Raw genomic sequence first — 23,368 nt, forward strand, 5'->3', positions numbered from 1 at the left:
CGGGCGCCGGAACGGCCCAGAGGCTAGGCGTCCCACGTGACCACGTTGTTACGCGGGAGTACCTGCTCGTTACGTGCCAGTACGTTCACTGGTCTCGGGCGACACTAGCGACATGTCCGGAAATGACAAGCCCACCGCGCCCGACCCGCTCGCCGACGCGGGCTACCGTGCCGTGCCGGACGCGGAGGGCGGCGCCGCCGGGCGGGGCTGGTGGGACGCGAACGCCGACGAGTACCTCGAGGAGCACGGCGAGTTCCTCGGTCCCGCGGACTTCGTGTGGTGCCCCGAGGGGGTGCGCGAGGAGGACGCCCGGCTGCTGGGCGACGTCGGCGGTCGCCGCGTGCTGGAGGTCGGCGCGGGTGCCGCGCAGTGCGCGCGCTGGCTGGCCACGCGCGGGGCGCACGTCGTCGCGACGGACGTCTCGCACGGGATGCTCGCGGGCGGCCTGCGGTACGACGCGGCGCAGGGCACGCGGACCGCGCTCGTGCAGGCCGACGCCCGGGCGCTGCCCTTCGCGGCCGACACGTTCGACGTGGCGTTCACCGCGTTCGGCGCGATCCCGTTCGTGCCCGACGCGGACCGCGTGCACGCCGAGGTCGCGCGCGTGCTGCGGCCCGGCGGGCGGTGGGTGTTCGCGGTGACGCACCCGCTGCGGTGGGCGTTCCCCGACGACCCGTCCGAGCACGGGCTCACGGCGACGCGGTCCTACTTCGACCGCCGGCCGTACGTCGAGACCGGCGAGTCGGGCCGGGTGCTGTACGCCGAGTACCACCGGACGCTCGGCGACCACGTCGAGGAGCTCACCGCCGCGGGCTTCGGGCTCGACCGCCTCGTCGAGCCGGAGTGGCCCGCCGGGCACGAGCGCGTCTGGGGCGGCTGGGGACCCGTCCGCGGCGCGCGGCTGCCCGGGACGGCGATCTTCGTCACGACCCTGCGCTGACCCGCCATGCCCGGGCGCGAGCCCGCACGTCGCGGCGCGCCGGAGCGCGGGACGGGCGCGGGGCGGGCGCGCGTCGGCCCGGGGCGGCGGACGTGCTCCGCGGCCCCGGGCCGACGTCGCGTCAGTGCACCGTCGCCTTCTCGGCGCCCGCGCCCGTGAGCGAGCGGACCTCCATCTCGGCGAACTTCTCGGGGTGCGGCTTCTCCTTGCTCAGCAGCGTCCCGAGGATCCCGAGGAGGAACGCGAGCGGGATCGAGATGATCCCCGGGTTCTCCAGCGGGATGAGGTGGAAGTCGATGCTCGTGTCGCGGATCATCGACAGGCTCGCGCCCGTGTTCGGGTCGACCTTGCCCGACACGACCGGCGAGATCGCGATGAGCACGATGCACGAGATCAGGCCGCCGTACATGCTCCACAGCGCGCCCGACGTGTTGAACCTCTTCCAGAACAGCGAGTAGAGGATCGTCGGCAGGTTCGCGCTGGCCGCGACCGCGAACGCGAGCGCGACGAGGAACGCGACGTTCTGGCCGTTGGCGAACACGCCGCCGATGATCGCGAGGACACCGATCGCGACGACGGTGATGCGCGCGACGCGCACCTCCCCGTCCGGCTTGACCTCGCCCCGCTTGAGCCAGTTCGCGTAGATGTCGTGCGCGAACGACGCGGCGGCGGTGATCGTGAGCCCGGCGACGACGGCGAGGATCGTCGCGAACGCGACCGCCGAGATGATGCCGAGCAGGATCGTGCCGCCGAGCTCGTACGCGAGCAGCGGTGCCGCCGAGTTCACGCCGCCCGGTGCCGACGTGATCTCCTCCGGGCCGACCAGCGCCCCCGCGCCGTACCCGAGCACGAGCGTGAACAGGTAGAAGATGCCGATGAGCCAGATCGCCCACACGACCGACCGCCGCGCCTCCTTGGCGGACGGCACCGTGTAGAACCGCATGAGCACGTGCGGAAGACCCGCCGTGCCCAGCACCAGCGCGAGCGCCAGGGACACGAAGTTCAGCTGGCTCATCGCGCTCGCGCCGTACTGCTTGCCCGGCTCGATGAGCGCCTCACCGCCCTCGCCCGCCTGGTCGATCGCGCCCTGCAGCAGGTCGGACAGGTTGAACCCGTACTTCGACAGCACCCACAGCGTCATCACGCCGGCGCCGGCGATGAGCAGCACCGCCTTGATGATCTGCACCCACGTGGTGCCCTTCATGCCGCCGACGAGCACGTACAGGATCATCAGCGCGCCCACGACGGCGATGACGACGCCCTGCGCGGCGCGGTCGTCGATCCCGAGCAGGAGCGCGACGAGCCCGCCCGCACCGGCCATCTGCGCGAGCAGGTAGAAGAACACGACCGCGAGGGTCGACAGCGCCGCCGCCATCCGGACGGGCCGCTGCCGCAGCCGGAACGACAGGACGTCGGCCATCGTGAACCGGCCCGTGTTGCGCAGCAGCTCCGCGACCAGCAGGAGCGCGACGAGCCACGCGACGAGGAACCCGATCGAGTAGAGGAACCCGTCGTAGCCGTTGATCGCGATCGCGCCGCAGATGCCGAGGAACGACGCCGCGGACAGGTAGTCGCCCGCGATCGCCGTGCCGTTCTGCGGACCGGTGAACGACCGTCCGGCCGCGTAGTAGTCGGCGGCGGTGCGGTTGTTGCGCGACGCGCGGAACACGATGATCAGTGTGACCAGCACGAACGCGCCGAAGATCGCGATGTTGACGAGCGGCTCGCCGACCTGCTCGGTCGCGGTACGGACGACGGCGCTCACGCGACCTCACCGCTGTCGAGCGTGCCTTCCTCGATGTGCCGGCGCAGGCGCTCGGCGACGGCGTCCTGACGGTTGTTCGCCCACCGCGCGTAGATCATCGTGATCGCGAACGTCGAGACGAACTGGCCGAGCCCGAAGAGCAGGCCGACGGTGATGTTGCCCCACACGCGCGTGCCCATGAAGTCGTGCGCGTACGTGGACAGCAGGACGTAGAGGAAGTACCAGACGAGGAACAGGGCAGTCATCGGGAACACGAAGTTCCGAAAGCGACGACGCAGCGCCTGGAACTCGGCGCTGCGCTGGACGCGTTGGTAGTCGGTCTCTGGGGTGTCGCTGAACGTGTCGGTCATGCGCGCCTCCCGGGGGACGTCGGACGTGGCGGCGTTGCCACAGGCGCCCACTGTGGCCCAGATCACGCTCGTCCACTAGCGGTGCTTTCGTCTGGATCGTCGAAAGTCTGCCGAAACCCCCGTCCGTGGCACGACGCAGGGCCCGCGACGAGTGCGTCACGGGCCCTGCGTGGTCGGTCGTGCGGGTGGTGTCAGTGGCCCGCGTCGTGCCAGCTGGCGCCCACGCCGACGCTCACGTCGAGCGGGACGTCGAGCGGTCCGTCCTTCGCGGCGTCGCCCGCGGCCGCCATCTGCTCGCGCACGAGCGCCTCGACCTCGTCGCGCTCCCCCGCCGCGACCTCGAGCACGAGCTCGTCGTGCACCTGGAGCAGCATCCGCGACGCGAGCCCGCGCCGCGTCAGCTCGCGGTCGACGCCCAGCATCGACACCTTGATGAGGTCCGCCGCGCTGCCCTGGATCGGCGCGTTGAGCGCCATCCGCTCCGCGGCCTCGCGACGCTGCCGGTTGTCGCTCGTGAGGTCGGGCAGGTACCGGCGCCGGCCCAGGATCGTCTCGGTGTAGCCCGTCGTCCGGGCGACGTCGACGACGCCCGTGAGGTAGTCGCGCACGCCGCCGAACCGCGCGAAGTAGTCCTGCATGAGGCCCGCGGCCTCGGACACCTCGATCGACAGCTGCTGCGACAGCCCGTACGACGACAGCCCGTACGCCAGGCCGTAGCTCATCGCCTTGATCTTCGACCGCATGGCCGGCGTGACCTCGTCGGTCGGCACGCCGAAGACGCGCGACCCGACGTACGAGTGCAGGTCCTCCCCCGACCGGAACGCCTCGATGAGGCCCTCGTCGCCCGAGAGGTGCGCCATGATCCGCATCTCGATCTGCGAGTAGTCCGCCGTCAGCAGCGTCTCGTAGCCCTCGCCGACGACGAACGCCCGGCGGATCTGCCGGCCCGCCTCGGTGCGGATCGGGATGTTCTGCAGGTTCGGGTCCGCCGACGACAGCCGTCCCGTCGCCGCGATGGTCTGCTGGAACGTCGTGTGGATGCGACCGTCCGTCGCGACCGACCGCAGCAGGCCCTCGACCGTCTGGCGCAGACGGATCGCGTCACGGTGCGCGAGCAGGTGCTCGAGGAACGGGTGCTGCGTGCGCGCGAACAGGTCGGTGAGCGACGCGGCGTCGGTCGTGTAGCCCGTCTTGATCCGCTTGGTCTTCGGCATGCCCAGCTGGTCGAACAGCACCTCCTGGAGCTGCTTCGGCGAGCCGAGGTTCACCTCGCGGCCGATGACCGCGTACGCGTCGGCCGCCGCGCCCTGCACCTGGCCGTCGAACGACTTCTCGAGCGACGACAGGTACGTCTGGTCGGTCGCGATGCCCGTGCGCTCCATGCGCGCCAGGACGTCGACGAGCGGGAGCTCGAGCTCGTGCAGCAGCCGCTCCGCGCCGCGGTCTCCGAGGTCGCCCGCGAGCACGTCGGCGAGGTCGCGCACCGCGGACGCGCGCACCGCGGCACGGCGGCCCTCGTCGGTGCCGTCGAGCTCGAGGTCCAGCGCGCCCTGGCCGCCGACCTCGGCCTCCTGCGCGCCGAGCTCGCGCCGCAGGTACCCGATCGCGAGGTCCGCGAGGTCGTACGCGCGCCGGTCCGGCTGGCACAGGTACGCGGCGAGCTCGGTGTCGAACGTGACGCCCGCGAGCGTCAGGCCACGACCCCGCAGCGCGTGCCACGCCTCCTTCGCGGCGTGCACGACCTTGGGCCGGTCGGCGTCCGCGAGCCACGCGGCGAGCGCGGCCTCGTCGGCCGGGTCGATCTCGGCGAGGTCGAACGCGGCGGCCTGGCCCGCGTCGTCCGCGAGCGCGACGCCCCACGCGTCGCCACCGGCGGGTGCGCCGGAGCCGCGGACGTCGAGGCCGAGCATCCGGTCGGCGCGTCCCGCGAGCCACTCGGCGAGGTCGCCGGCGCCGAGGACGGCGAGGTCGAGGGCTGCGGCGGCGACCCCGGCGGGCTTCTCGCTCTCGTCGGGGAGCATCGCGAAGAGCCGGTCGCGCAGGGTGCGGAACTCGAGCTCGTCGAGGATGGTGTGGAGCGCATGGCGGTCCCAGGGGCGGGCGGCGAGGTCCTCGGGGCCGAGCGGGAGCTCGAGGTCGTCGACGAGGCGGTTGAGCTGCCGGTTGAGGCGGACCTGGTCGAGGTTGTCGCGCAGGGCCTCGCCGGCCTTGCCGGTGACCTTGTCGGCGTTGTCGAGGATGCCCTCGAGGCCGTCGAACTGGCCGATCCACTTGGCGGCGGTCTTGGGGCCGACGCCGGGGATGCCGGGGAGGTTGTCGCTGGACTCGCCGACGAGGGCCGCGAGGTCGGGGTAGCGCTCGGGCGGGACGCCGTACTTCGCCTCGACGGCGGCGGGGGTCATGCGTGCGAGCTCGGAGACGCCCTTGACCGGGTACAGCACGGTGACGTCGTCGTTGACGAGCTGGAAGGCGTCGCGGTCGCCGGTGATGACGAGGACCTGCATGCCCTGGGCGCGGGCCTGGCGCGCGAGCGTGGCGAGGACGTCGTCGGCCTCGTAGTCGGGCTTGGTGATGACGGGGATGTGCATCGTGTCGAGCACGCGGCGGATGACGTCGACCTGGCCGCGAAAGGGTTCGGGGGTGGCGTCGCGGTTGCCCTTGTAGGCCTCGTACTGCTGGGTGCGGAAGGTTGTGCGGCCGAGGTCGAACGCGACGGCGACGTGGGTGGGCTCCTCGTCGCGCAGGAGGTTGGCGAGCATCGAGGTGAACCCGAAGACGGCGTTGGTCGGGTCGCCCGTGGAGGTCGCGAACTTGTCGACGGGGAGCGCGAAGAACGCGCGGTAGGCCATCGAGTGCCCGTCGATCAGCAGGAGCCGCGCGGGCCCGGCGGGGGCGGCCGGGGTGGTCGTGGTCAGGGCGGCTGGCTGTGCGTCGCTCACGGGTGCCAACCTATCTGCCATGTCCGACACCACCGACGCGCTCGCCGCGATGCCGCCCGTCACCGGGACCCTGCTGGAGCGGATGGGGATCGAGATCCTCGAGCTGTCCGCGGACCGCACGGTCGGTGCGATGCCCGTGGAGGGGAACACGCAGCCGTACGGGTTGCTGCACGGGGGTGCGTCCGCGGTGCTGGCCGAGACCCTGGCGTCGTACGCGGCGCAGGTGCACGCGGGGGCCGGGCGTGCGGCGGTGGGCATCGAGATCAACGCGACGCACCACCGGTCGGCGCGGTCGGGCCTGGTCACCGGGACGGCGACCGCGCTGCACCTCGGGTCGAGCCTCGCGAGCTACGAGGTCGTGGTCGTCGACGCCGACGGGCGGCGGCTCTGTACGGCGCGGGTGACCTGCATGCTGATCGACGCGCGGCGCTGAGCCGCGGCGTCGACGCGGGGCGTCGGGACGGAGGGCACGGGCTCGACGAACCCGGTCGCGCGGATGCGTCCCTGGCGGCGGCGGGCGATGAGGTCCTCGATCCCGCGCGAGCCCGTGCGGCGCGGCACGCCGGTGTGGGCGGCGGGTGCGAGGTCGTGCGCGAGGCGGCGCTGCAGCGCCGAGGTGGTCACGACGCGGTGCGCGGCGGCGGGCGCGAAGCCGAGGCGGGCGAGGAACCGCTGCATGCCGCGGGCGCCGGGCAGCGGGAGCGCGTAAAGCTCGGTCGCGCCGACCTGCTCGGCGTGCGCGACGGCCTCGGCGAGAAGCGCGTGGCCGAGGCCGCGGCGGCGGGCGTCGGGCAGGACGTAGACGGCCTCGAGGTTCATGCTGACGACGTCCGTGAACGGCCCGGGGCCCACGACGCGCGCGAGGAGCAGCCCGCTCGCGACGCCGTCGACGCTGCCGATGAGGACGAGCCCGCCGGGTGCGCCTCGGAGCGCTCCCAGCTGGTCGCGCAGACGGTCGGCGTCGTCGGTGCACAGCTGGGCGCCCACGGCGGCCTCGCGTCGTGCCGCCAGGCAGACGGCGACGAGGTCTTCGAGGTCGTCCGGGCACGCGGCACGGACGTCGGTTCCTGGGCGCACGGCAGCGAGCCTCCAGACGGGACGAGGGGATCCGGTCGGGCGGTGCCGTCCTGCCCAGGCGGCACCGGAACCGATCATGGCGCAGCGGGTCGCCGCCTGCCTAGTCCCCGGAGGTCCCGGGTCACGCGGACCTGGACGGACGCCCAGGACGACGGCGACACGGATCACTCGATCGGCACCGGCTCTCGCGTTCGCGTAATGAACAAGACACAATCCCTCCCTATCGTCCTGCCACCCGGCTGGACGACGCACGCTCGACAGCGCCGCCGAGCCACTGCTCGCGCACGACCCGAACTGGACGGAGGTCCCAGGTGCGATCACGCGCACTGGACCGCAGCGCCCCCTTGCTGCAAGCCCGGCGAACCGCCGCCCCCCTGCTCCTGCTCCTCGTCGCCGCGGCGATGCTCCTGGTCGCCCCGCCCGCCCGGGCCGGCGCGCCCGTCGCGGCCGCGGCGCAGGCCTGCGTGGCCGACGCGGCGACCGGATGCATCGTCGGCACGCTGCGCACGTCGACGGGCGACCCCGTCACGGGTGCCGTCGTGAAGGCCGTCGGCCCCGCCGGCGAGCTCACCGCGACGTCGGACGCCACGGGACGCTGGTCGATCCCGGTCACGGAGCCCGGCGAGTACGTCGTGACGCTCGACGTCGCCACGATCCCCGCGGGCGAGGTGCTGCGCGACCCCGGCAACAACCCGCGCACCGTGCAGGTGGGCCTCGGCGCCTCCGCGGCGGCCCTGTTCCCGCTCGGTGAGCCCGCCGCGGGCGGGGCCGGCGGCGGTGACGAGCCGAGCGACGGCCCGACGCCGACCCCGGGCACCGACGACGGCGGCACGCAGTCGTCCTCGACGGGAGGCGGCGGCATCACCGCGTCGCGCGTCGCGCAGCTCACCGTCAACGGTCTGGTGTTCGGCACGCTGCTCGCGCTCGCGAGCGTCGGCCTCTCGCTCATCTACGGCACGACGGGCCTGAGCAACTTCGCGCACGGCGAGCAGGTGTCGCTCGGCGGCATCCTCGCGTACGTCGGCACGCAGCTCGTCGGGCTCCCGCTCATCCCCTCGGCGATCATCGCGGTGCTCCTCGGTGCGGCGTCCGGGTGGCTGCAGGACGCGATCCTCTGGCGGCCGCTGCGCCGCCGCGGCGTCGGCATGATCCAGCAGATGATCGTGACGATCGGCCTGTCGATGGCGATCTCGTACGTGTACCAGTTCTTCTTCGGGGCCGGTCCGCTGCGCATCGTCACCGAGACCCCGACGTCCGTGTCGCTCGGGCCGGTGCGCCTGACCGTCACGACGCTCTGGTCGATGCTCATCGCGGTGATCGCGCTGGCCGGGGTCGCGTACTTCCTGCTGCGGACCCGGGCCGGTCGTGCCACGCGCGCCGTCTCCGACAACCCGGCCCTGTCCGCGGCGTCCGGCATCTCCGTCAACCGCACGATCCGCCTCGTGTGGGTCATCGGCGCGGGGCTCGCGGCGCTCGGCGGCGTGCTCGTCGGCCTCTACTTCGGCGCGACGTCGTGGTACTCGGGCGGCGCGATGCTGCTGCTCATGTTCGCGGCCGTCACCCTGGGCGGCCTCGGTGCCGCGTTCGGGGCGCTCGCCGGATCGATCGTCATCGGCCTCGTCGTCGAGCTGTCGAGCCTCTGGATCCCGACCGACATGCGCTACGCGTCGGCGCTCGTGATCCTCATCCTCGTCCTGCTGGTCCGGCCGCAGGGCATCCTCGGCCGCGCGACGCGCGTCGGATAACGGAGACACACCATGGACTGGTCACGCATCCTCCCGATCGTCCTCGGCGAGTTCTTCGCGCCGACGACCGCCGCGTACGCGCTCGCCGCGATCGGCCTCAACATCCACTTCGGCCTCACCGGCCTGCTCAACATGGGCCAGGCGGGCTTCATGCTCCTCGGCGCGTACGGCTTCGCGATCGCCACGATCGCGGGCTGGCCGCTGTGGGCCGCCGTGCTCGTCGCCATCGCCGCCGCGACCGTGTTCGCGCTCATCCTCGGCATCCCCACGCTGAAGCTGCGCGGCGACTACCTCGCGATCGTCACGATCGCGGCCGCCGAGATCGTGCGCCTCGTCGGGCGCTCCACGGCCCTGACGGACCTCACGGGCGCGTCGAGCGGCCTGCGCGGCAACCAGTACAAGCACACGTTCCAGGACGCGTCACCGTTCCCCGACGGGAACTGGGCGATCGGGCCGTTCGAGTACGCGGTCAACGCGTCGAACAGCTGGTGGCTGCGCATCGTCGGCTGGGCCGTCGTCCTGCTCGCCTGCCTGCTGGTGTGGCTGCTCATCCGCTCGCCGTGGGGTCGCGTGCTCAAGGGCATCCGCGAGGACGAGGACGCCGTGCGCTCGCTCGGCAAGAACGTCTACAGCTACAAGATGCAGTCGCTCGTGCTCGGCGGCGTGATCGGTGCGGTCGCGGGCATCCTGTACGTGCTGCCACGCGCCGTCCAACCCGACTCGATGGGCCGTTCCATGACGTTCTTCGTCTGGACGATCCTGCTGCTCGGCGGCGCCGCGACCGTGTTCGGGCCCGTGCTCGGCTCGATCATCTTCTGGGCCGTGCTCGCGTTCATCAAGATCACGATGCGCGAGGTCGTCCCGACGACGGTCCTGCGCAACGAGCAGATCGAGCAGTTCGGATGGATCATCGTCGGCGTCACCCTGATGCTGCTGATCATCTTCCGACCACAAGGCATCCTCGGCGACAAGAAGGAGCTCGCGATCAATGCCCACTGAGCCTCCTGCCGCCGTGCCCTCCACCGCCACGCCGTCGACCGCTGCTCGCGACGCCGCGATCGCGGCGCTGCGCGACGTGCCGCACGAGCCCGGCGCCCGCAAGCCCGACCCGATCCTCGTCGCCGACGACGTCCGCCGGCACTTCGGTGGCGTCAACGCCGTCGACGTCGACCACGTCGAGATCCAGCGCGGCGCCATCACGGCCCTCATCGGCCCGAACGGTGCCGGCAAGACGACCCTGTTCAACCTGCTCACCGGCTTCGACAAGCCGAACAGCGGGCGCTGGACGTTCGACGGGAAGTCGCTCGGCGGCGTCCCCGCCGCACGCGTCGCGCGGGCCGGCATGGTCCGCACGTTCCAGCTGACCAAGGCCCTCAACCGCATGACCGTCATCGAGAACATGCGGCTGGGCGCCACGCAGCAGCCCGGCGAGAACCTGTTCGCCGCGCTCGTCGCGCCGCTGTGGCGCGGACGCGAGCAGGAGATCACGGCGCAGGCCGAGGAGCTCCTCGCCCGGTTCAAGCTCGACACCAAGCGCGACGACTTCGCCGGCTCCCTGTCGGGCGGTCAGCGCAAGCTGCTCGAGATGGCGCGCGCACTCATGGCGAAGCCGCGGATGATCATGCTCGACGAGCCGATGGCCGGCGTGAACCCCGCGCTCACCCAGTCGCTGCTCGGGCACATCCAGGCGCTGCGCGACGACGGCACGACCGTGCTGTTCGTCGAGCACGACATGCACATGGTGCGGCACATCTCCGACTGGGTGATCGTCATGACCGAGGGCCGCATCGTCGCCGAGGGGCCGCCGGAGTCCGTCATGCAGAACCCTGCCGTGATCGACGCCTACCTCGGCGCGCACCACGACACCGACCTCGGGGACGACGCGCTCCTCGACGACGCCGTGCTCGAGCAGCTCCGGGCCGAGGACGAGGAGGGGTCGCGATGAGCGACGCGATGGACGCCGTCACCCGGGACGACCACGACGCCGCCCCGGCCGACACGGCGGTCGCCGTCGGCGACCGCGCCGCGCTGCACCGCGGAGCGCCTCCCGGCGAGCCGCTCCTGGCCGCGACCGACCTGGTCGCCGGCTACCTGCCCGGCGTCGACATCCTCAACGGGTGCAACCTCGTGCTGCACCCCGGCGAGCTCGTCGGCATCATCGGGCCGAACGGGGCGGGCAAGTCGACCCTGCTGAAGTCGCTGTTCGGGCTCGTCCCCGTCCGCTCCGGGTCGGTCACGCTCGGCGGCGAGGCCATCACGAACCTGCGCGCCGACCACCTCGTGCGGCGCGGCGTCGGGTTCGTGCCGCAGACGAACAACGTGTTCCCCTCGCTCACGATCGAGGAGAACCTCCAGATGGGGGCCTACCAGGCGCCCCGGAAGTTCAACGAGAGGTTCGCGTTCGTCGCGGACCTGTTCCCGACGCTCGGCGAGCGCCGCAAGCAGCGGGCAGGGTCCCTGTCGGGCGGCGAGCGGCAGATGGTCGCGATGGCGCGCGCGCTCATGATGGAACCGACCGTCCTGCTGCTCGACGAGCCGTCCGCGGGCCTGTCCCCGGTCAAGCAGGACGAGACGTTCCTGCGGACGCGGCGCATCAACAAGGCGGGCGTGTCGGTGGTCATCGTCGAGCAGAACGCCCGGCGCGCGCTGCAGATCTGCGACCGCGGCTACGTGCTCGACCAGGGCCGGAACGCCTACTCCGGGCCGGGCCGGGACCTCATGCACGACCCGAAGGTGATCCAGCTGTACCTGGGCACGCTCGCGACGGACGTCGAGAGCGCGGCGCGCCGCACCGACGACACGGGAACCGCGACGCCCGCCTGACCCGGTCCCGCCGTGCTGCGGCCCGCGGGGCAGGACCTCCTCCCCCGCGGGCCGCGGCGCGTCACAGCCCGTAGCGCGGCTTCAGGTGCCGCCACCAGTCCCGGAACATCCAGGCGTCGAACTCCGTGATGGCGGCGGCCGACCCCGCGCGCATCACGAACCGCTGCACGCCCGTCGGGGTCCAGTCGTAGAAGTCGTCCAGGCCGAACGTGTGCCCGATCTCGTGCTGCAGGATCGTCACGTCCGGGCTGTCGAGCGCGCCGAGGAAGTACTCGGTGCCCATCCGCTGCCCCCAGTCCCCGCCCGCGCCACCGCCGAACCCGTCGCTCAGCCAGAACGACTGGTCGTAGTGCCGCTCCGCCCCGCCCGGGTACCGGCCGTCCTGGTGGAAGAACCGCCCGAGCGACTCCGGGCACTGCGGCGCGTTCTCGCGGATGTCACCGACGTACACGTCGACCGACGCGTCGGTCCACTGCAGCAGCGACCGGTCCCGCACCGCCCAACCGACGACCCGGATGTCGACCTCCGGGTACGGCCAGCCGTTCCAGCGCGTCCCGTCGGCGTTCAGGAGCGTCGCGAACCACTTCCGGTACTGCGCCTCGTACTGCGCGTGGATGCGGTCGCGCTGCGCCGCCGTGACCGTCTTCGTGGAGTCCCACCGCACGCAGATGTTCAGGTACCCGCCGTTGGCGACCACCTGGTCCCAGCCGTAGTTGCGGAAGCCGTAGAGGTTGCCGTTGTTGTAGGTCTGCTCCTGGTGCCGCCACACCTCGTCGAGCGGCGCGACGAGGGCGGCGGGCGGGTTCCAGGCGGTCGGCGCGGCCGTCGGGGTCGGCGTCGGCGTCGGCGTGGGCGTGGGGGTGGGCGTGACGGTCGGCGTCGGGGTGCGGGTGGCCGTCGGCGTGGGCGTCGGGGTGCGCGTCGGGGTGGGCGACGTGGTCGGGGTCGGCTGGCCGGCCACCGTGCACGCGACCCCGTTCAGCCGGACGTCCGCCGGTGAGGGCGTGCGGCCGTTGTGCGTCGCGTTGAAGCCGACCGTCCACGTCTCGCCCGCCGTGAGGTGCTGCTTCCACGCAGGGGCGCGGGCGGTGACCGCCGTGCCGCTCGTCGTGAGGTCGGCGTTCCACCCCTGCACGAGGTTCTCCCCGGCGGTGAACGTCCAGGTGAGCTGCCAGCCGTCGACGGGCTGGTCGACGGTGACGGCGAGGTTGCCGGTGAAGCCGGTGCTCCACGACGACACGACCGCGTAGCGGGCGGTGCAGCCCGCGGCGGCCGCGGCGGCGGTCCCGGGCACCGCGGCGCCCGCCGCGGCGAGCAGGGCGACGGCCCCGGCGGTGACGGCACGGGCTGTGGCCCGTCGGCGGGTGGGTCTCACGTGCGGCATGGGCGCTCCAGACGTCGGGCGACCGGCGTCTCGCGTGCGGTCGCAGCGGGTGCAGGGGCGGCACGCTAGTGACGTCGAAGCGCTTCCGTCTGCGGCCTGAACCCTTTCAGGCCTCGTTTCGTCGGCGTGCCCCGCGTGTCACCCGGGTCCCGGCGCCCCCGCCGCGTCCGTGCGTCCGGGCTCGACATCGACGTCGCGGTGCGGCAGCCCGGTGATGCCCAGCTCGTCGGCGAGGAACAGAAACGCCTTGCCGTACGGGTGGTCGCGCACGTCGTGCCGCACCCGGTCCCAGTCGATCTGCTCCCGCAGGGCGCGGACGATCGCCAGCAGGCGGCCGAAGTCGCACGCGTGCTCGCCCAGCACCCGCATCTTCGCCGACACGATGTCCGTGGCACCGAGCACCGGCATCCGGACCGCGAGCACCTCGAGCTCGTCGCTGCGCGCCAGGAGCTCGCGCGTCACCGGCTGCCCGACCATCCGGAACAGCACGTCGACCAGCTGCCCGTGGTGGAACGCCTTGAACAGCCAGTTCTCCGCCGGCTGCTCGACGACCAGCCCCGCCGCCGCGATCGCCGCCTTGGCCCGGTCGACGTCCTCCTCGGTCACGGCGAAGTCCGCGTCGTGGCTCGGCTCGGGTGCCCCGCGCGCCCACGACGCGTACCCGCCCACGAGCGCGAACGGGATCTGGGCGTCGGTCAGCGCCACCGCGACGAGTCGCAGGCCGTCCTGCAGCGCCGTCCGGTCGTCCGGCGGGTTCTCGAGGGCTCCCTGCACCGTCATCCGGCCATCCTTCATCCCGCCGAGCAGACCCGCAGGTCGACGACGACAATCGCGAGGGTGCGACTCGCGACCTTCAACATCCTGCACGGACGGTCCACGGTGGACGGCGAGGTGGATCTCGACCGGTTCGCCGCCGCGGTGCGCGGCCTCGACGCCGACGTGCTCGCCCTCCAGGAGGTCGACCGCGACCAGCCCCGCTCGCACGGCGCCGACCTGACCGTCGTCGCCGCCGACGCCATGGACGCCCCGCACCACCGGTTCGTGGCGACGCTGCACGGCGAGCCGGGCCTCTGGACGGCCGCCACGGGCGACCACGAGCCGGCGACCGCCCGGTACGGGATCGCGCTCCTGAGCCGTTACCCGGTCCGTGAGTGGCGCGTGCTGACGCTCCCGACGCTGCGCCGACGGGCGGCGGTGCGCTGGCCCGGCGAGCGCTGGCCGACCCTCGTGCGCGACGAGCCCCGCGCGGCCCTCGCCGCCGTCGTCGACGGGCCGGAGTTCACGGTCACCGTCGTCGCCACGCACCTGACGTTCATCCCCGGCTGGAACGTCCGGCAGCTGCGGCACCTCGTCGGCCAGGTACAGCCGCTCCCCCGCCCCCTGGTGCTGCTCGGCGACCTCAACCTCGAGCCGGACCGACCGCAGCGTGCCACCGGCATGCGCCCGCTCGCGTCCGTCCCGACCTACCCCGTCGGGACCCCGGAGCGCCAGCTCGACCACGTGCTCGGCGACGGCCCGATCCGCGCCGCCACGCCCGCCGTCGCCGTGGACACCGGGCTGTCCGACCACCGCGCGATCGTGCTCGACGTCGAGGTGCCCGCCTGAGCGGCACGACGCCGCCCTCCGGGGGCGGCCGAGGGCCGGTGCGGCTCGTGCCGCACCGGCCCCTCGGTGACGTCAGGCGGGCCGGAGGCCCGTCACTCGTCGGTTCAGCCGACCTCGCCGAACTCCGACTTCGTGAAGACGTACTTGTTGTCCGCGCCGAACGTGTAGACCCCGATGTACGCGGACGACGGGTCGTTGTCCGCGTTGAACGGACCGACACCCGACTGGGCCTCGTAGTCGATGTCCTTGCCGTCGTCGAGCAGGGCGACGCAGTCGGCGAACGTGTCGCACTTCTCGCCACCGTCGGCACCCGAGACCGCGGCCATGTTGGCCTGGATGGTCTCGCCGTCGGTGCCGCCGCCCTTCACCGCGGCGAGCGCGGCGAGGATCGTGGCGTCGTACGCCTCGGCGGCGTACGAGTAGTCGCTGAGCGAGTCGTTGACCTCGGCGAGCCGGGCCTGGAACTCCTCGCTCGGGAACGCGCCGGGCAGGGTGCCCTGGGCGCCCTCGAGCAGGCCGGCCTGGAACTCCTCGCCGAACTGCGTGAGGTTGCCGTCGACGAAGTAGACCTTCGACATGTCGTAGCCCTGGGCGGCGAGCTCCGACACGATGAGCGGCGTCTGCGTGGTGAACGCGATGATCGCGATCGCGTCGGGCTGCGCCGCCAGCGCGTTGCTGACGATCGAGGTGTAGTTCGTCTCGTTCGGGTCGAACTCCTGGCCGGCGGAGCCGTAGGCGAGGGTGGCGCCCGAGTCGGTGACGACCTTCTCGACGACGTCGCGCAGCGAGGTGCCGTAGTCGTCGTTGAACACGAGGATTCCGGGGTTGACCGCGCCGTCACCGAGGATGAGGTTGGCGAGCGCGGAGCCCTGGACGGTGTCCGGCGGGGCGGTGCGGAAGTAGAAGTCGCTCGCGCCCGACAGGTCCGTGGCGGTGTTGGCGGGCGAGATCTGGACGATCTTGGCGCCGGTGATGTCGTCGATGACGTTGCGGGTCACCGAGGAGGACGCGGCACCGACGATGACCGAGACGTCCTGGCTGATGAGGTCCTGGACCGACTGGGTGGCGACCTCGGCGTGCTCGGCGTCGGAGGAGTCGGTGTGGACGGCCTCGACGTCCGAGCCGAGGACCCCGCCTGCTTCGTTGATGTCCTTGACCGCGAGGTCGACGCCGGCGATCTCGGGCGGGCCGAGCTGCGCGAGCGAGCCGGTCTGCGGCAGGAGCGTGCCGACCTTGAGCGGGGCCGCGTCCGCGGTGCCGCCGTCGGTCTCGTCGTCGCCGCTGTCGCCCCCGCCGCTGCACGCGGCGAGGATCAGCGCGGCAGCGCCCGCCAGGGCTGCGGCCCTGACTGCGTGTGTCGAACGAATCATGCGTGGTACCCCTCTTGTCGAGTACTGCGTCCCGCCGATCCCTGGTGAGGATCGGTGCAGTGTGGCGCGAAGGTAACCAGTCTTTGTATCCGGGATGTGAATGTCTCTGTCTCAGTACCTGTTTGTTGCAGAGTTGTGACAAAAGCGAGGCCGGTCGAGCAGCGTGCTCGACCGGCCTCGTGACCGCGGGAGGGGCGTCAGGACGCGCCGCCGCCGACCTGCTCGATGACGGCGTCCGCGACCTCGCGCATGGTGAGGCGGCGGTCCATCGACGTCTTCTGGATCCACCGGAACGACTCGGGCTCGGTGAGGCCCATCTTGGTCATGAGCAGGCCCTTCGCGCGGTCCACGCGCTTGCGGGTCTCGAACCGCTCGGCCAGGTCGGCGACCTCGGACTCGAGCGCGCTGATCTGCGCGTAGCGCGAGATCGCGATCTCGACCGCGGGCAGCAGGTCCGCCGGGCTGAACGGCTTGACGACGTACGCCATGGCGCCGGCGTCGCGCGCGCGCTCGACGAGCTCCGTCTGCGAGAACGCCGTCAGCAGGACGACCGGCGCCAGGTGCGCCTTGCCGATCCGCTCGGCCGCCGAGATGCCGTCGAGGACGGGCATCTTGACGTCCATCACGACGACGTCGGGCTTGAGCTCGGTCGCGAGGGCCACGGCCTGCTCGCCGTCGCCCGCCTCGCCCACGACGTCGAAGCCCGCGTCGCGGAGCGTCTCGACGACGTCCATGCGGATGAGGGCCTCGTCCTCGGCCACCACCGCGCGGCGGGCGGGACGCGCGGAGCCGGTGCTCGCAGGCTCCGGCGCGGGCTCGGCCGCGGGGGCCGCGCTCGGCAGGTCGAGGGGGGTCGCCTCGGTGGGCTCGGGGGTCTCGTCCGTGGTCACGGTGCACAGCGTAGTCGCCGCGGGTGGGCGGGTTGCGGGCAACACGTGCTGTGACGTGCGCCGCTCGGCGAGCGGGAGCGTCGCCGGCACCACCGCCGGGACGCCGCGCCCGCGGGCGGAGCGTGGCGCGGACGGTGTCCGCGTGCTGGTGGCGCGGGGTCGGGCGGGTCCGGTTCGCGTCTATCCTGGCCGCCTGGCCCCGATAGCCCAACCGGCAGAGGCGTTCGGCTCAAACCCGATCCAGTGTGGGTTCGAATCCCACTCGGGGCACCGTCTCGTCCCGTCGTCAGCGACCCGCGCCGAGCCGGTCCAGCAGGCGCGCGGCGACCTTCCGCACGACGGACTCGTCGTCGGCCAGCAGCGGCCGCAGGTCGCGCACCAGCTGGTTCCTGAGCGACGGCTCGGCGTCGGCGAGCCGGGCGATGGCGAGCATCGCCGACAGGCGCACCTTGTACGCCGAGCTCGTCAGCCCCGTGCGCACCGTCCGGAAGGACTGGATCGCCGTCTGGTCCGCGCGCGTCGCGGGCCCGAGGAGCGGGACCGAGAAGGTCACGCGCTTCGACGCGCTCGCCCCCGCGCCCACCTGGAACTTCGGCCCCTCGACCAGGACGTACTCGTCCGTCACGGTCATGTCGACGAACCGCAGGTCGCGCAGGGACAGGTGGAGGTCTCCCCCGGACGTCGCCTGGACGCGGTACTCCGACTCGACGGTCACCGTCGCCCAGACCGACCGTCCGGGCCCGCCGGCCGCCAGCGCGTCGACGGCGGCCGCCTGCTGCGTGAGCGCCCGTTGCAGGGCAGGGGCGATCTTCTGGCTGCTGAGCGTGTCGTAGCCGTCGTTGTGGACGTGCACCCGCGGCGGGAACACCGCCATCAGGAGCGCCTGCAGCAGCAGTCCCGGCGCCGCCCTGGCCAGGAAGCGCCCGGCGGTCCTCAGGCGCGACACCTCGACACCGACGCCCGTCGCCGTCGGCCCGGTACCCGCACCGCCGGACGGCACGGTCTCCGCCTTCGGCGCCGTCCCCGGGGTCGGCGGTGCCACCGGCCCCTCCGGTGCGGGGGGCTTCGCAGCCGGACGCTCCGCGGGCGCGGGCGGTGCCGCCGGTGGTGGGGCGGCGGCGGTCGGCGCAGCGTTCGCCCGGACGTTGGTCACCGACATCGGGTGCTCGAGCGACGGCGGGCTCGCGAGGGCGATGTCGGCAGTCCCGCGGACGACCATGCCGTCGGGCCGGACGATGAGCACGGGCTTGCCCGTGCCGGGCTGGACGGAGCAGAGGACGACGTCCGCACCGACCGTCTCGCTGAACAGGCGCAGGCCGATCTCGCGGGTCGCGGACGCGGCCGCCCGCAGCGCGTCGGGCGCCGAGAGCCGGGCGTTGTTGATCCCGGCGACGATGAAGTCGAAGCGTGACGGCATGCCCTTGGACGCCGCCCCCAGCCGCGCGCCGAGGGCTTCCGGGGTCTCCTGCACCACCGTCGGGGGTGCGCCGCCGCCCGAGCCGCCACCCGGGGTGCGCTGGACGGCCAGCAGGTCGGCGACCGCCGCGTTGCCCGCGGCGCGCTGGAGGTGCACGACCGCGGCCGGTGCGAGACCGGCGGTTGCGGGCGCCGCCCGGTCGGCCCGCGCACGGGGCACGGCGGAGGGCGCGTGACGGGTCCGTGACTCGTCACCGGCGCCCGCTCGCACCCGGGTGCTTGCTCTCACGCGTCCATCTCACGCTCACGACGGTGCTCGGCCTCGACCTCCCCACGAGACCGACCCGCGACGTGGGGAGCACGGACCCGCGGCCAACCCTTCGGGCAGTGCGCGTGCCCGTCCGGCCCGGTCAGGCCGGTTCGGTGCGGCGGTCGAGCGGCTGGAGCACGTCCAGGTCCTCCCCCGGCGCGGCCGGGCGGTGACGCTTGTGGGCCCCGTCGTGCTCGCGCAGCAGCACGTCGGCCGCGTGGTCCGCGAGCGCGAAGCCGGCGGACCCGTAGAGGTGGAAGACGGCGTCGGCGCCGTGGCGCTGGAGCTCGCTGACGTCGTCGTCGTAGCGCGCGACGGCGGCGACGCGGCCGGTGAAGCCGGCGGCCTGGAGGCGGGCGAGGGCGATGAGGTTGGCGTTGTGGAAGGGCATCGCGAGGACGGCGACCTTGACGCGTCCGGCGCGTTGCACGCGGTTCCAGAACTCGAGGTCGGTGGCGTCGGCGCGGACGACGTCGAAGCCTTCGTCCTCGAGGGCGGCGACGCGGGTGCGGTCGTGCTCGACGCCGACGACGTTGAGGCCGTACTCGTCGCGGAGGCGTGCGTAGGTGGCGGCGCCGACGCGGCCGAGCCCGAGGACGAGGGCGTCGGCGGCGCCGATGTCGACGAGGCGGTCGTCGGGGTGCAGGCGGTCGCTGTCGCGTGCGGGCAGGAGGCGGGAGAGGCGGGACGCGAGCTCGACGCCGCGGCGGTTGACGATCGCGGAGAGGCCGAAGCTGAACGCGACGGCGAGCGAGACGACGACGACCCACTGGTCGTCGAGGAGTCCGGTGGACGCGCCGACGGCGACGACGATGATGCCGAACTCGGAGTAGTTCGACAGGACGAGGCCGGCGAGGAAGGACGTGCGCCGGCGCAGGCGCATGAGCCAGAGCATGACGGCGTAGGCGGCGACCTGGAACGGCAGCAGGAGCAGGAGGAGGAGGGCGAGGCCGGCTTCGAGCGCGTGCGGGGTGCCGTGCAGGCCGATCTGCACGAAGAACGCGACGAGCATGAGGTCCTTGAACGTCATGAGGGATCGGGACAGCTCGCCGGCTTGCGGGTGTGACGCGAGGAGGACGCCGACGACGAGCGCGCCGACGTCGCCGTCGATGCCGACCCACTCGAAGAGCCCGTAGCCGAGGACGACGGCGACGACGACGCCGAACAGGGCCTGGAGCTCGCCGTGGCCGACGCGGTCCCAGATCCGGTGCAGGACCCATCGGCCGGGCAGGAGCAGGAGCAGGGCGAAGGCCCAGGGGCTGGGGGCGTCGCCGCTGGACAGGGAGAGGAAGACGACGGCGGCGACGTCCTGCATGACGAGGACGCCGACGGCGATGCGTCCGTAGAGGGACGTGGTGTCGGAGCGGTCGTCGAGGACCTTGACGACGAACACGGTCGAGGAGAACGACAGCGCGAAGCCGACGAGCGCGAGGGCACGGAAGGACTCGCCCGCGACGAGCCCGGTGCCGAGGACGGCGAGCAGGCCGAGGAACCCGACGGCGAGGGCGACGCTGACGACCATGTGCACGGCGGTCGTGAGCCAGATCTCGCGGCGCAGGAGGGTGCGGACGTCGAGCTTGAGGCCGATGGCGAAGAGCAGGAGGACGACGCCGAGCTCGGCGACGGGTTCGAGGTAGGGCAGCTCGGGCGCGCCGGCGGCGCCGAGGGCGAAGCCTGCGGCGAGGAACCCGACGAGGGGTGGGAGGCGCAGCAGCACGGCGACGAGCCCACCGGCGAGGGCGGCTCCGAGGTACAGCGCCGCTGCTGCCATCGACGGCCTTCCTGGTGGTGCGTGCGGGTCTCCATTCTGCCTCGCGGCGACGGCGCTGCCCGGGGGCGCCACGTCGGCGTCCGGGTGGTCGGTGCGGTGGCTTCGGCGGTGGGTGCGCGTCGAGGGGGATGCGCCGTCGGGGCATCGGGCGTAGAACGGGTCGCATGTTCGAAGAGGGCCAGCTGTACGCCCCCGTCACCGCGGACGAGGACGGCAAGGCCAGGGTGCATCTCGCGGACGACCATCCGGGTGCGCAGGACGAGGAGTACCGGCGACGGCGCGACGAGATCGCGGCGCCGGCGCTCGCGTGGCGGCCGGGCGAGCCGGTGCCGCGCGTCGAGTACACGGACACCGAGAACGCGATCTGGGCGACGGTGTGCCGGGAGCTCGCGCCGAAGCACGAGCGGCTCGCGATCCGGGGCTACCTGGAGGGCAAGGAGGCTCTCGCGCTGCCGACGGACCACGTGCCGCAGCTCGACGAGGTGAGCGCGGGGCTGATGCCGTTGAGCGGGTTCCGGCTGCACCCGGCGGCGGGGCTCGTGCCGCTCGACGTGTTCTACGGGTCGCTCGCGGACGGGGTGTTCCACTCGACGCAGTACCTGCGGCACGCGTCGCAGCCGCTCTACACGCCGGAGCCCGACATCCTCCACGAGGTGGTGGGCCACTGCAATCTCCTGGCGAACCCGGCGATCGCGGAGGTCAAGCGGCGGGCGGGCGAGGCGGCGCGGCGGTGTGAGACGCCGGAGGGGCTGCAGTACGTGGCGGACGTCTTCTGGTTCACGATCGAGTTCGGGGTGATGTACGAGGGCGGCGAGCTGCGCGCGTACGGCGCGGGGCTGCTGTCGTCGTACGGGGAGATCGAGGAGTTCCGCGGTGCGGACGTGCGGCCGGTGGACTTCCACCAGATGGCGACGCTCGCGTACGACATCAGCCACTACCAGCCGGTCCTGTTCGCGTGCGACGGCATGGGCGAGCTGACGGACCGGGTGGCGGGGTTCTTCGCGGAGTTCGACGACGAGACGCCGGCGCGGCTCGCGCGCGAGGCCGCCCGGGTGTGACGGGCGGTCCGGGTCAGGCGACGGGTCGGCGTGCCTGGACGAGCAGGTGCTGCCGGAAGAACGCCGCGAGGTCGGCGGTCGCGTGGAGCGGGAGGACGGCGGCGACGTACTGGTCGGGGCGGACGACGACGACGCACCCGTCCCGGTCGACGCCGCGCAGGTCGAACACGTCGTCGTCGGGGTGGACCGCGAACACCTTCTCGTAGTCGACCAGGTCGAACGGCCCGGTGCGGGGCAGGAACAGCGTCGGGACGCGGGTGATGTCGACGTCGACGTGGCGCTGCTGGTAGACGACCTTGACGTCGAGCACGGCGTCGAGCGCGTCGCCGTCGCGCCGGTGCGCCTGGACCGGTGAGTCGGGCGACTCCGTCATCCAGGTGGCCCAGGCCGCGAGCGCGGACTCCTCCCCCGCGGCGGGCCGGTCGGCGAAGGCGTAGACGCGCCAGCGGCCGTCGGCGCGGTGCTGGTGGCCGAGGTGCAGGGGGTTGGCGTCGGCGACGCGGACGACGGGGGCGGACTTGAACCGCTTGCCGAGGGGGAACCCGGTGGCGAGGTGCTGGTGGGTGGGCTCGGTGACGAGCATGGACGGCGGGTACTGGGTCATGAAGCCGAAGAGGAACTCGGTGGTGCGGACGTAGAAGTCGGCGAGCTCGCCGGGGTCGAGCTCCTCGGGGCGGCGGGCCATGAGGGAGGACCATTCGCGGTCGAAGTCGATGAGGTTCTGGGCGATGACCTGGCGTTCGGCGGAGTAGGTCGCGAGGAGGGTGTCGGGGCTGCGGCCGGACAGGACGTGGCCGAGCTTCCAGGCGAGGTTGAAGCCGTCCTGCATGGAGACGTTCATGCCTTGCCCGGCTTTGGCGCTGTGGGTGTGGCAGGCGTCTCCGGCGATGAAGACGCGGGGGGTGCGGGTGCCGCGCTGGTCGAGGGGGACGTCGTCGAAGCGGTCGGTGACGCGGTGACCGACCTCGTAGACGCTGTGCCAGGCGACGGAGCGGACGTCGAGGGTGTAGGGCCGCAGGATGGTGTTGGCGTGCTCGACGATCTGGTCGATCGTGGTGGCGCGGACGGCGTCGCGGGTGTCGGGGTGGACCTCGCCGAGGTCGACGTACATGCGGAAGAGGTGGCCGCCCTCGCGGGGGATGAGCAGGATGCTGCCGCCGGTGCCGGACTGGATGGCGCACTTGAGGCGGATGTCGGGGAAGTCGGTGACAGCGAGGACGTCCATGACGCCCCAGGCGTGGAAGGCGGAGTCGCCGCGGGGGACGCAGCCGATGGCGCGGCGGACCTCGCTGTGGGCGCCGTCGGCGCCGAGGACGTAGCGGGCGCGGACGGTCTTCTCGGTGCCGGTGTCGGGTCCGGCGGTGCGGACGAGGCGGACGGTGACGGGGTGGTCGCCGTGGTCGGCGACGTGCAGGTCGCGGAAGTCGTAGCCGTAGTCGGGGCGCATGCGGGTGGGGGCGTTCGCCATGTACTCGGCGAAGTGGTCGAGGACGCGGGCCTGGTTGACGATGAGGTGCGGGAACTCGCTGATGCCGGAGGGGTCGTCGGGCGGGCGTTCGCCGCGGACGATGCGGGTGGGGTCGGCGGGGTCGGGGTGCCAGAAGCACATCTCGGTGATGCGGTAGGCCTCCTCGGCGATGCGTCCGGCGAACCCGAAGGCCTGGAAGGTCTCGACGCTGCGGGCCTGGATGCCGTCGGCCTGGCCGATGGCGAGGCGTCCGGGGCGGCGGTCGACGATGCGGGTGGTGACGTCGGGGAACTGGGAGAGCTGGGCGGCGGCGATCATCCCGGCGGGGCCGGTGCCGACGACGAGGACGTCGACCTCGTCGGGGAGGTCGTCGGGGCGGTCGAGCCCGACCCCGGCGGCGGGCTGGACGCGGGGGTCTCCCGAGACGTAGCCGTGGTGGTGGAACTGCATGGCGCGA

The 23,368-nt window shown here is 72.8% G+C and carries 19 protein-coding genes and 1 tRNA gene; 9 read left to right on the plus strand and 11 right to left on the minus strand.

Features of this window, described 5'->3' with window-relative positions; all coding sequences use genetic code 11:
• Positions 1 to 112 precede the first annotated feature (112 nt).
• Positions 113 to 940 (plus strand): class I SAM-dependent methyltransferase, encoded by an 828-nt coding sequence (locus tag OOT42_RS10710; protein ID WP_273651207.1) that lies wholly within the window; start codon positions 113 to 115, stop codon positions 938 to 940.
• Positions 941 to 1,061: 121 nt separating this feature from the next.
• Here the strand turns inward: OOT42_RS10710 and OOT42_RS10715 are convergent, their stop codons facing one another.
• From OOT42_RS10715 to polA, 3 genes are all read right to left on the minus strand, one after another.
• The gene (locus tag OOT42_RS10715; RefSeq protein WP_273651208.1) at positions 1,062 to 2,705 is read right to left on the minus strand and encodes a solute symporter family protein; all 1,644 of its coding nucleotides are present in this window, start codon (positions 2,703 to 2,705) and stop codon (positions 1,062 to 1,064) included.
• Entirely contained in the window at positions 2,702 to 3,055 is a 354-nt protein-coding gene (locus OOT42_RS10720; RefSeq protein ID WP_162351929.1) for a DUF485 domain-containing protein, read from the minus strand. Before OOT42_RS10720 ends, OOT42_RS10715 begins: the two co-directional genes overlap by 4 nt.
• Before the next feature lie 191 nt (positions 3,056 to 3,246).
• Positions 3,247 to 6,015, minus strand: a complete 2,769-nt coding sequence (gene polA / locus OOT42_RS10725; protein ID WP_423775880.1) for a DNA polymerase I — start codon at positions 6,013 to 6,015, stop codon at positions 3,247 to 3,249.
• Between polA and OOT42_RS10730 the strand changes: the two genes are divergently transcribed.
• Positions 6,014 to 6,427, plus strand: coding sequence for a PaaI family thioesterase (locus OOT42_RS10730; protein ID WP_273651210.1), 414 nt, complete (start codon positions 6,014 to 6,016; stop codon positions 6,425 to 6,427). The two genes, polA and OOT42_RS10730, sit on opposite strands and share 2 nt — an antisense overlap.
• Here the strand turns inward: OOT42_RS10730 and OOT42_RS10735 are convergent.
• The gene (locus OOT42_RS10735; RefSeq protein ID WP_273651211.1) at positions 6,343 to 7,071 is read right to left on the minus strand and encodes a GNAT family N-acetyltransferase; all 729 of its coding nucleotides are present in this window, start codon (positions 7,069 to 7,071) and stop codon (positions 6,343 to 6,345) included. The genes OOT42_RS10730 and OOT42_RS10735 overlap by 85 nt on opposite strands.
• 311 nt (positions 7,072 to 7,382) lie before the next feature.
• On the opposite strand from OOT42_RS10735, the gene OOT42_RS10740 reads away from it, so the two are divergent.
• Genes OOT42_RS10740 through OOT42_RS10755 form a run of 4 tightly spaced genes read left to right on the plus strand, consistent with a single transcriptional unit; the run spans position 7,383 to position 11,639 of the window.
• The gene (locus OOT42_RS10740) at positions 7,383 to 8,816 is read left to right on the plus strand and encodes a branched-chain amino acid ABC transporter permease (protein ID WP_273651212.1); all 1,434 of its coding nucleotides are present in this window, start codon (positions 7,383 to 7,385) and stop codon (positions 8,814 to 8,816) included.
• Positions 8,817 to 8,828: 12 nt separating this feature from the next.
• Entirely contained in the window at positions 8,829 to 9,815 is a 987-nt protein-coding gene (locus OOT42_RS10745) for a branched-chain amino acid ABC transporter permease (RefSeq protein ID WP_124342080.1), read from the plus strand.
• Positions 9,805 to 10,761, plus strand: a complete 957-nt coding sequence (locus tag OOT42_RS10750; RefSeq protein ID WP_273651213.1) for an ABC transporter ATP-binding protein — start codon at positions 9,805 to 9,807, stop codon at positions 10,759 to 10,761. Before OOT42_RS10745 ends, OOT42_RS10750 begins: the two co-directional genes overlap by 11 nt.
• A complete protein-coding gene (locus tag OOT42_RS10755; protein ID WP_273651214.1) occupies positions 10,758 to 11,639 on the plus strand; it encodes an ABC transporter ATP-binding protein in 882 nt (293 codons plus the stop codon). The genes OOT42_RS10750 and OOT42_RS10755 overlap by 4 nt, the downstream gene beginning before the upstream one ends.
• 61 nt (positions 11,640 to 11,700) lie before the next feature.
• Here the strand turns inward: OOT42_RS10755 and OOT42_RS10760 are convergent, their stop codons facing one another.
• The gene (locus tag OOT42_RS10760; protein WP_273651215.1) at positions 11,701 to 13,023 is read right to left on the minus strand and encodes a cellulose binding domain-containing protein; all 1,323 of its coding nucleotides are present in this window, start codon (positions 13,021 to 13,023) and stop codon (positions 11,701 to 11,703) included.
• 138 nt (positions 13,024 to 13,161) lie between these two features.
• Positions 13,162 to 13,803: a hypothetical protein gene (locus OOT42_RS10765; protein WP_273651216.1), complete on the minus strand. Its 642-nt coding sequence runs from the start codon at positions 13,801 to 13,803 to the stop codon at positions 13,162 to 13,164.
• A gap of 57 nt (positions 13,804 to 13,860) precedes the next feature.
• Here OOT42_RS10765 and OOT42_RS10770 point away from each other — a divergent pair, with 57 nt between their 5' ends.
• Positions 13,861 to 14,628: an endonuclease/exonuclease/phosphatase family protein gene (locus OOT42_RS10770; RefSeq protein ID WP_273651217.1), complete on the plus strand. Its 768-nt coding sequence runs from the start codon at positions 13,861 to 13,863 to the stop codon at positions 14,626 to 14,628.
• A gap of 104 nt (positions 14,629 to 14,732) precedes the next feature.
• Here the strand turns inward: OOT42_RS10770 and OOT42_RS10775 are convergent, their stop codons facing one another.
• A complete protein-coding gene (locus OOT42_RS10775) occupies positions 14,733 to 15,998 on the minus strand; it encodes an ABC transporter substrate-binding protein (RefSeq protein WP_273651218.1) in 1,266 nt (421 codons plus the stop codon).
• Between the two features lie 197 nt (positions 15,999 to 16,195).
• Positions 16,196 to 16,888, minus strand: coding sequence for an ANTAR domain-containing response regulator (locus OOT42_RS10780; RefSeq protein ID WP_273651219.1), 693 nt, complete (start codon positions 16,886 to 16,888; stop codon positions 16,196 to 16,198).
• Between the two features lie 196 nt (positions 16,889 to 17,084).
• Between OOT42_RS10780 and OOT42_RS10785 the strand changes: the two genes are divergently transcribed.
• Positions 17,085 to 17,158 (plus strand) — tRNA-Leu (locus tag OOT42_RS10785).
• A 16-nt stretch (positions 17,159 to 17,174) separates the two neighbouring features.
• Here the strand turns inward: OOT42_RS10785 and OOT42_RS10790 are convergent.
• On the minus strand, positions 17,175 to 18,461 hold the full coding sequence (locus OOT42_RS10790; protein ID WP_273651220.1) for a hypothetical protein: 1,287 nt from the start codon (positions 18,459 to 18,461) through the stop codon (positions 17,175 to 17,177).
• A 253-nt stretch (positions 18,462 to 18,714) separates the two neighbouring features.
• Positions 18,715 to 20,385, minus strand: a complete 1,671-nt coding sequence (locus OOT42_RS10795) for a cation:proton antiporter family protein (protein WP_273651221.1) — start codon at positions 20,383 to 20,385, stop codon at positions 18,715 to 18,717.
• A 164-nt stretch (positions 20,386 to 20,549) separates the two neighbouring features.
• On the opposite strand from OOT42_RS10795, the gene OOT42_RS10800 reads away from it, so the two are divergent.
• Complete coding sequence (locus OOT42_RS10800) at positions 20,550 to 21,443, plus strand: phenylalanine 4-monooxygenase (protein WP_273651222.1); 894 nt, start codon at positions 20,550 to 20,552, stop codon at positions 21,441 to 21,443.
• Between the two features lie 13 nt (positions 21,444 to 21,456).
• On the opposite strand, the gene OOT42_RS10805 is transcribed toward OOT42_RS10800, so the two are convergent.
• On the minus strand, positions 21,457 to 23,361 hold the full coding sequence (locus OOT42_RS10805) for an FAD-binding monooxygenase (protein ID WP_273651223.1): 1,905 nt from the start codon (positions 23,359 to 23,361) through the stop codon (positions 21,457 to 21,459).
• Between the last annotated feature and the right edge of the window lie 7 nt (positions 23,362 to 23,368).

It is taken from the genome of Cellulomonas fimi, from assembly GCF_028583725.1.
In the GTDB taxonomy this organism is placed as follows: Bacteria; Actinomycetota; Actinomycetes; order Actinomycetales; family Cellulomonadaceae; genus Cellulomonas; species Cellulomonas fimi_B.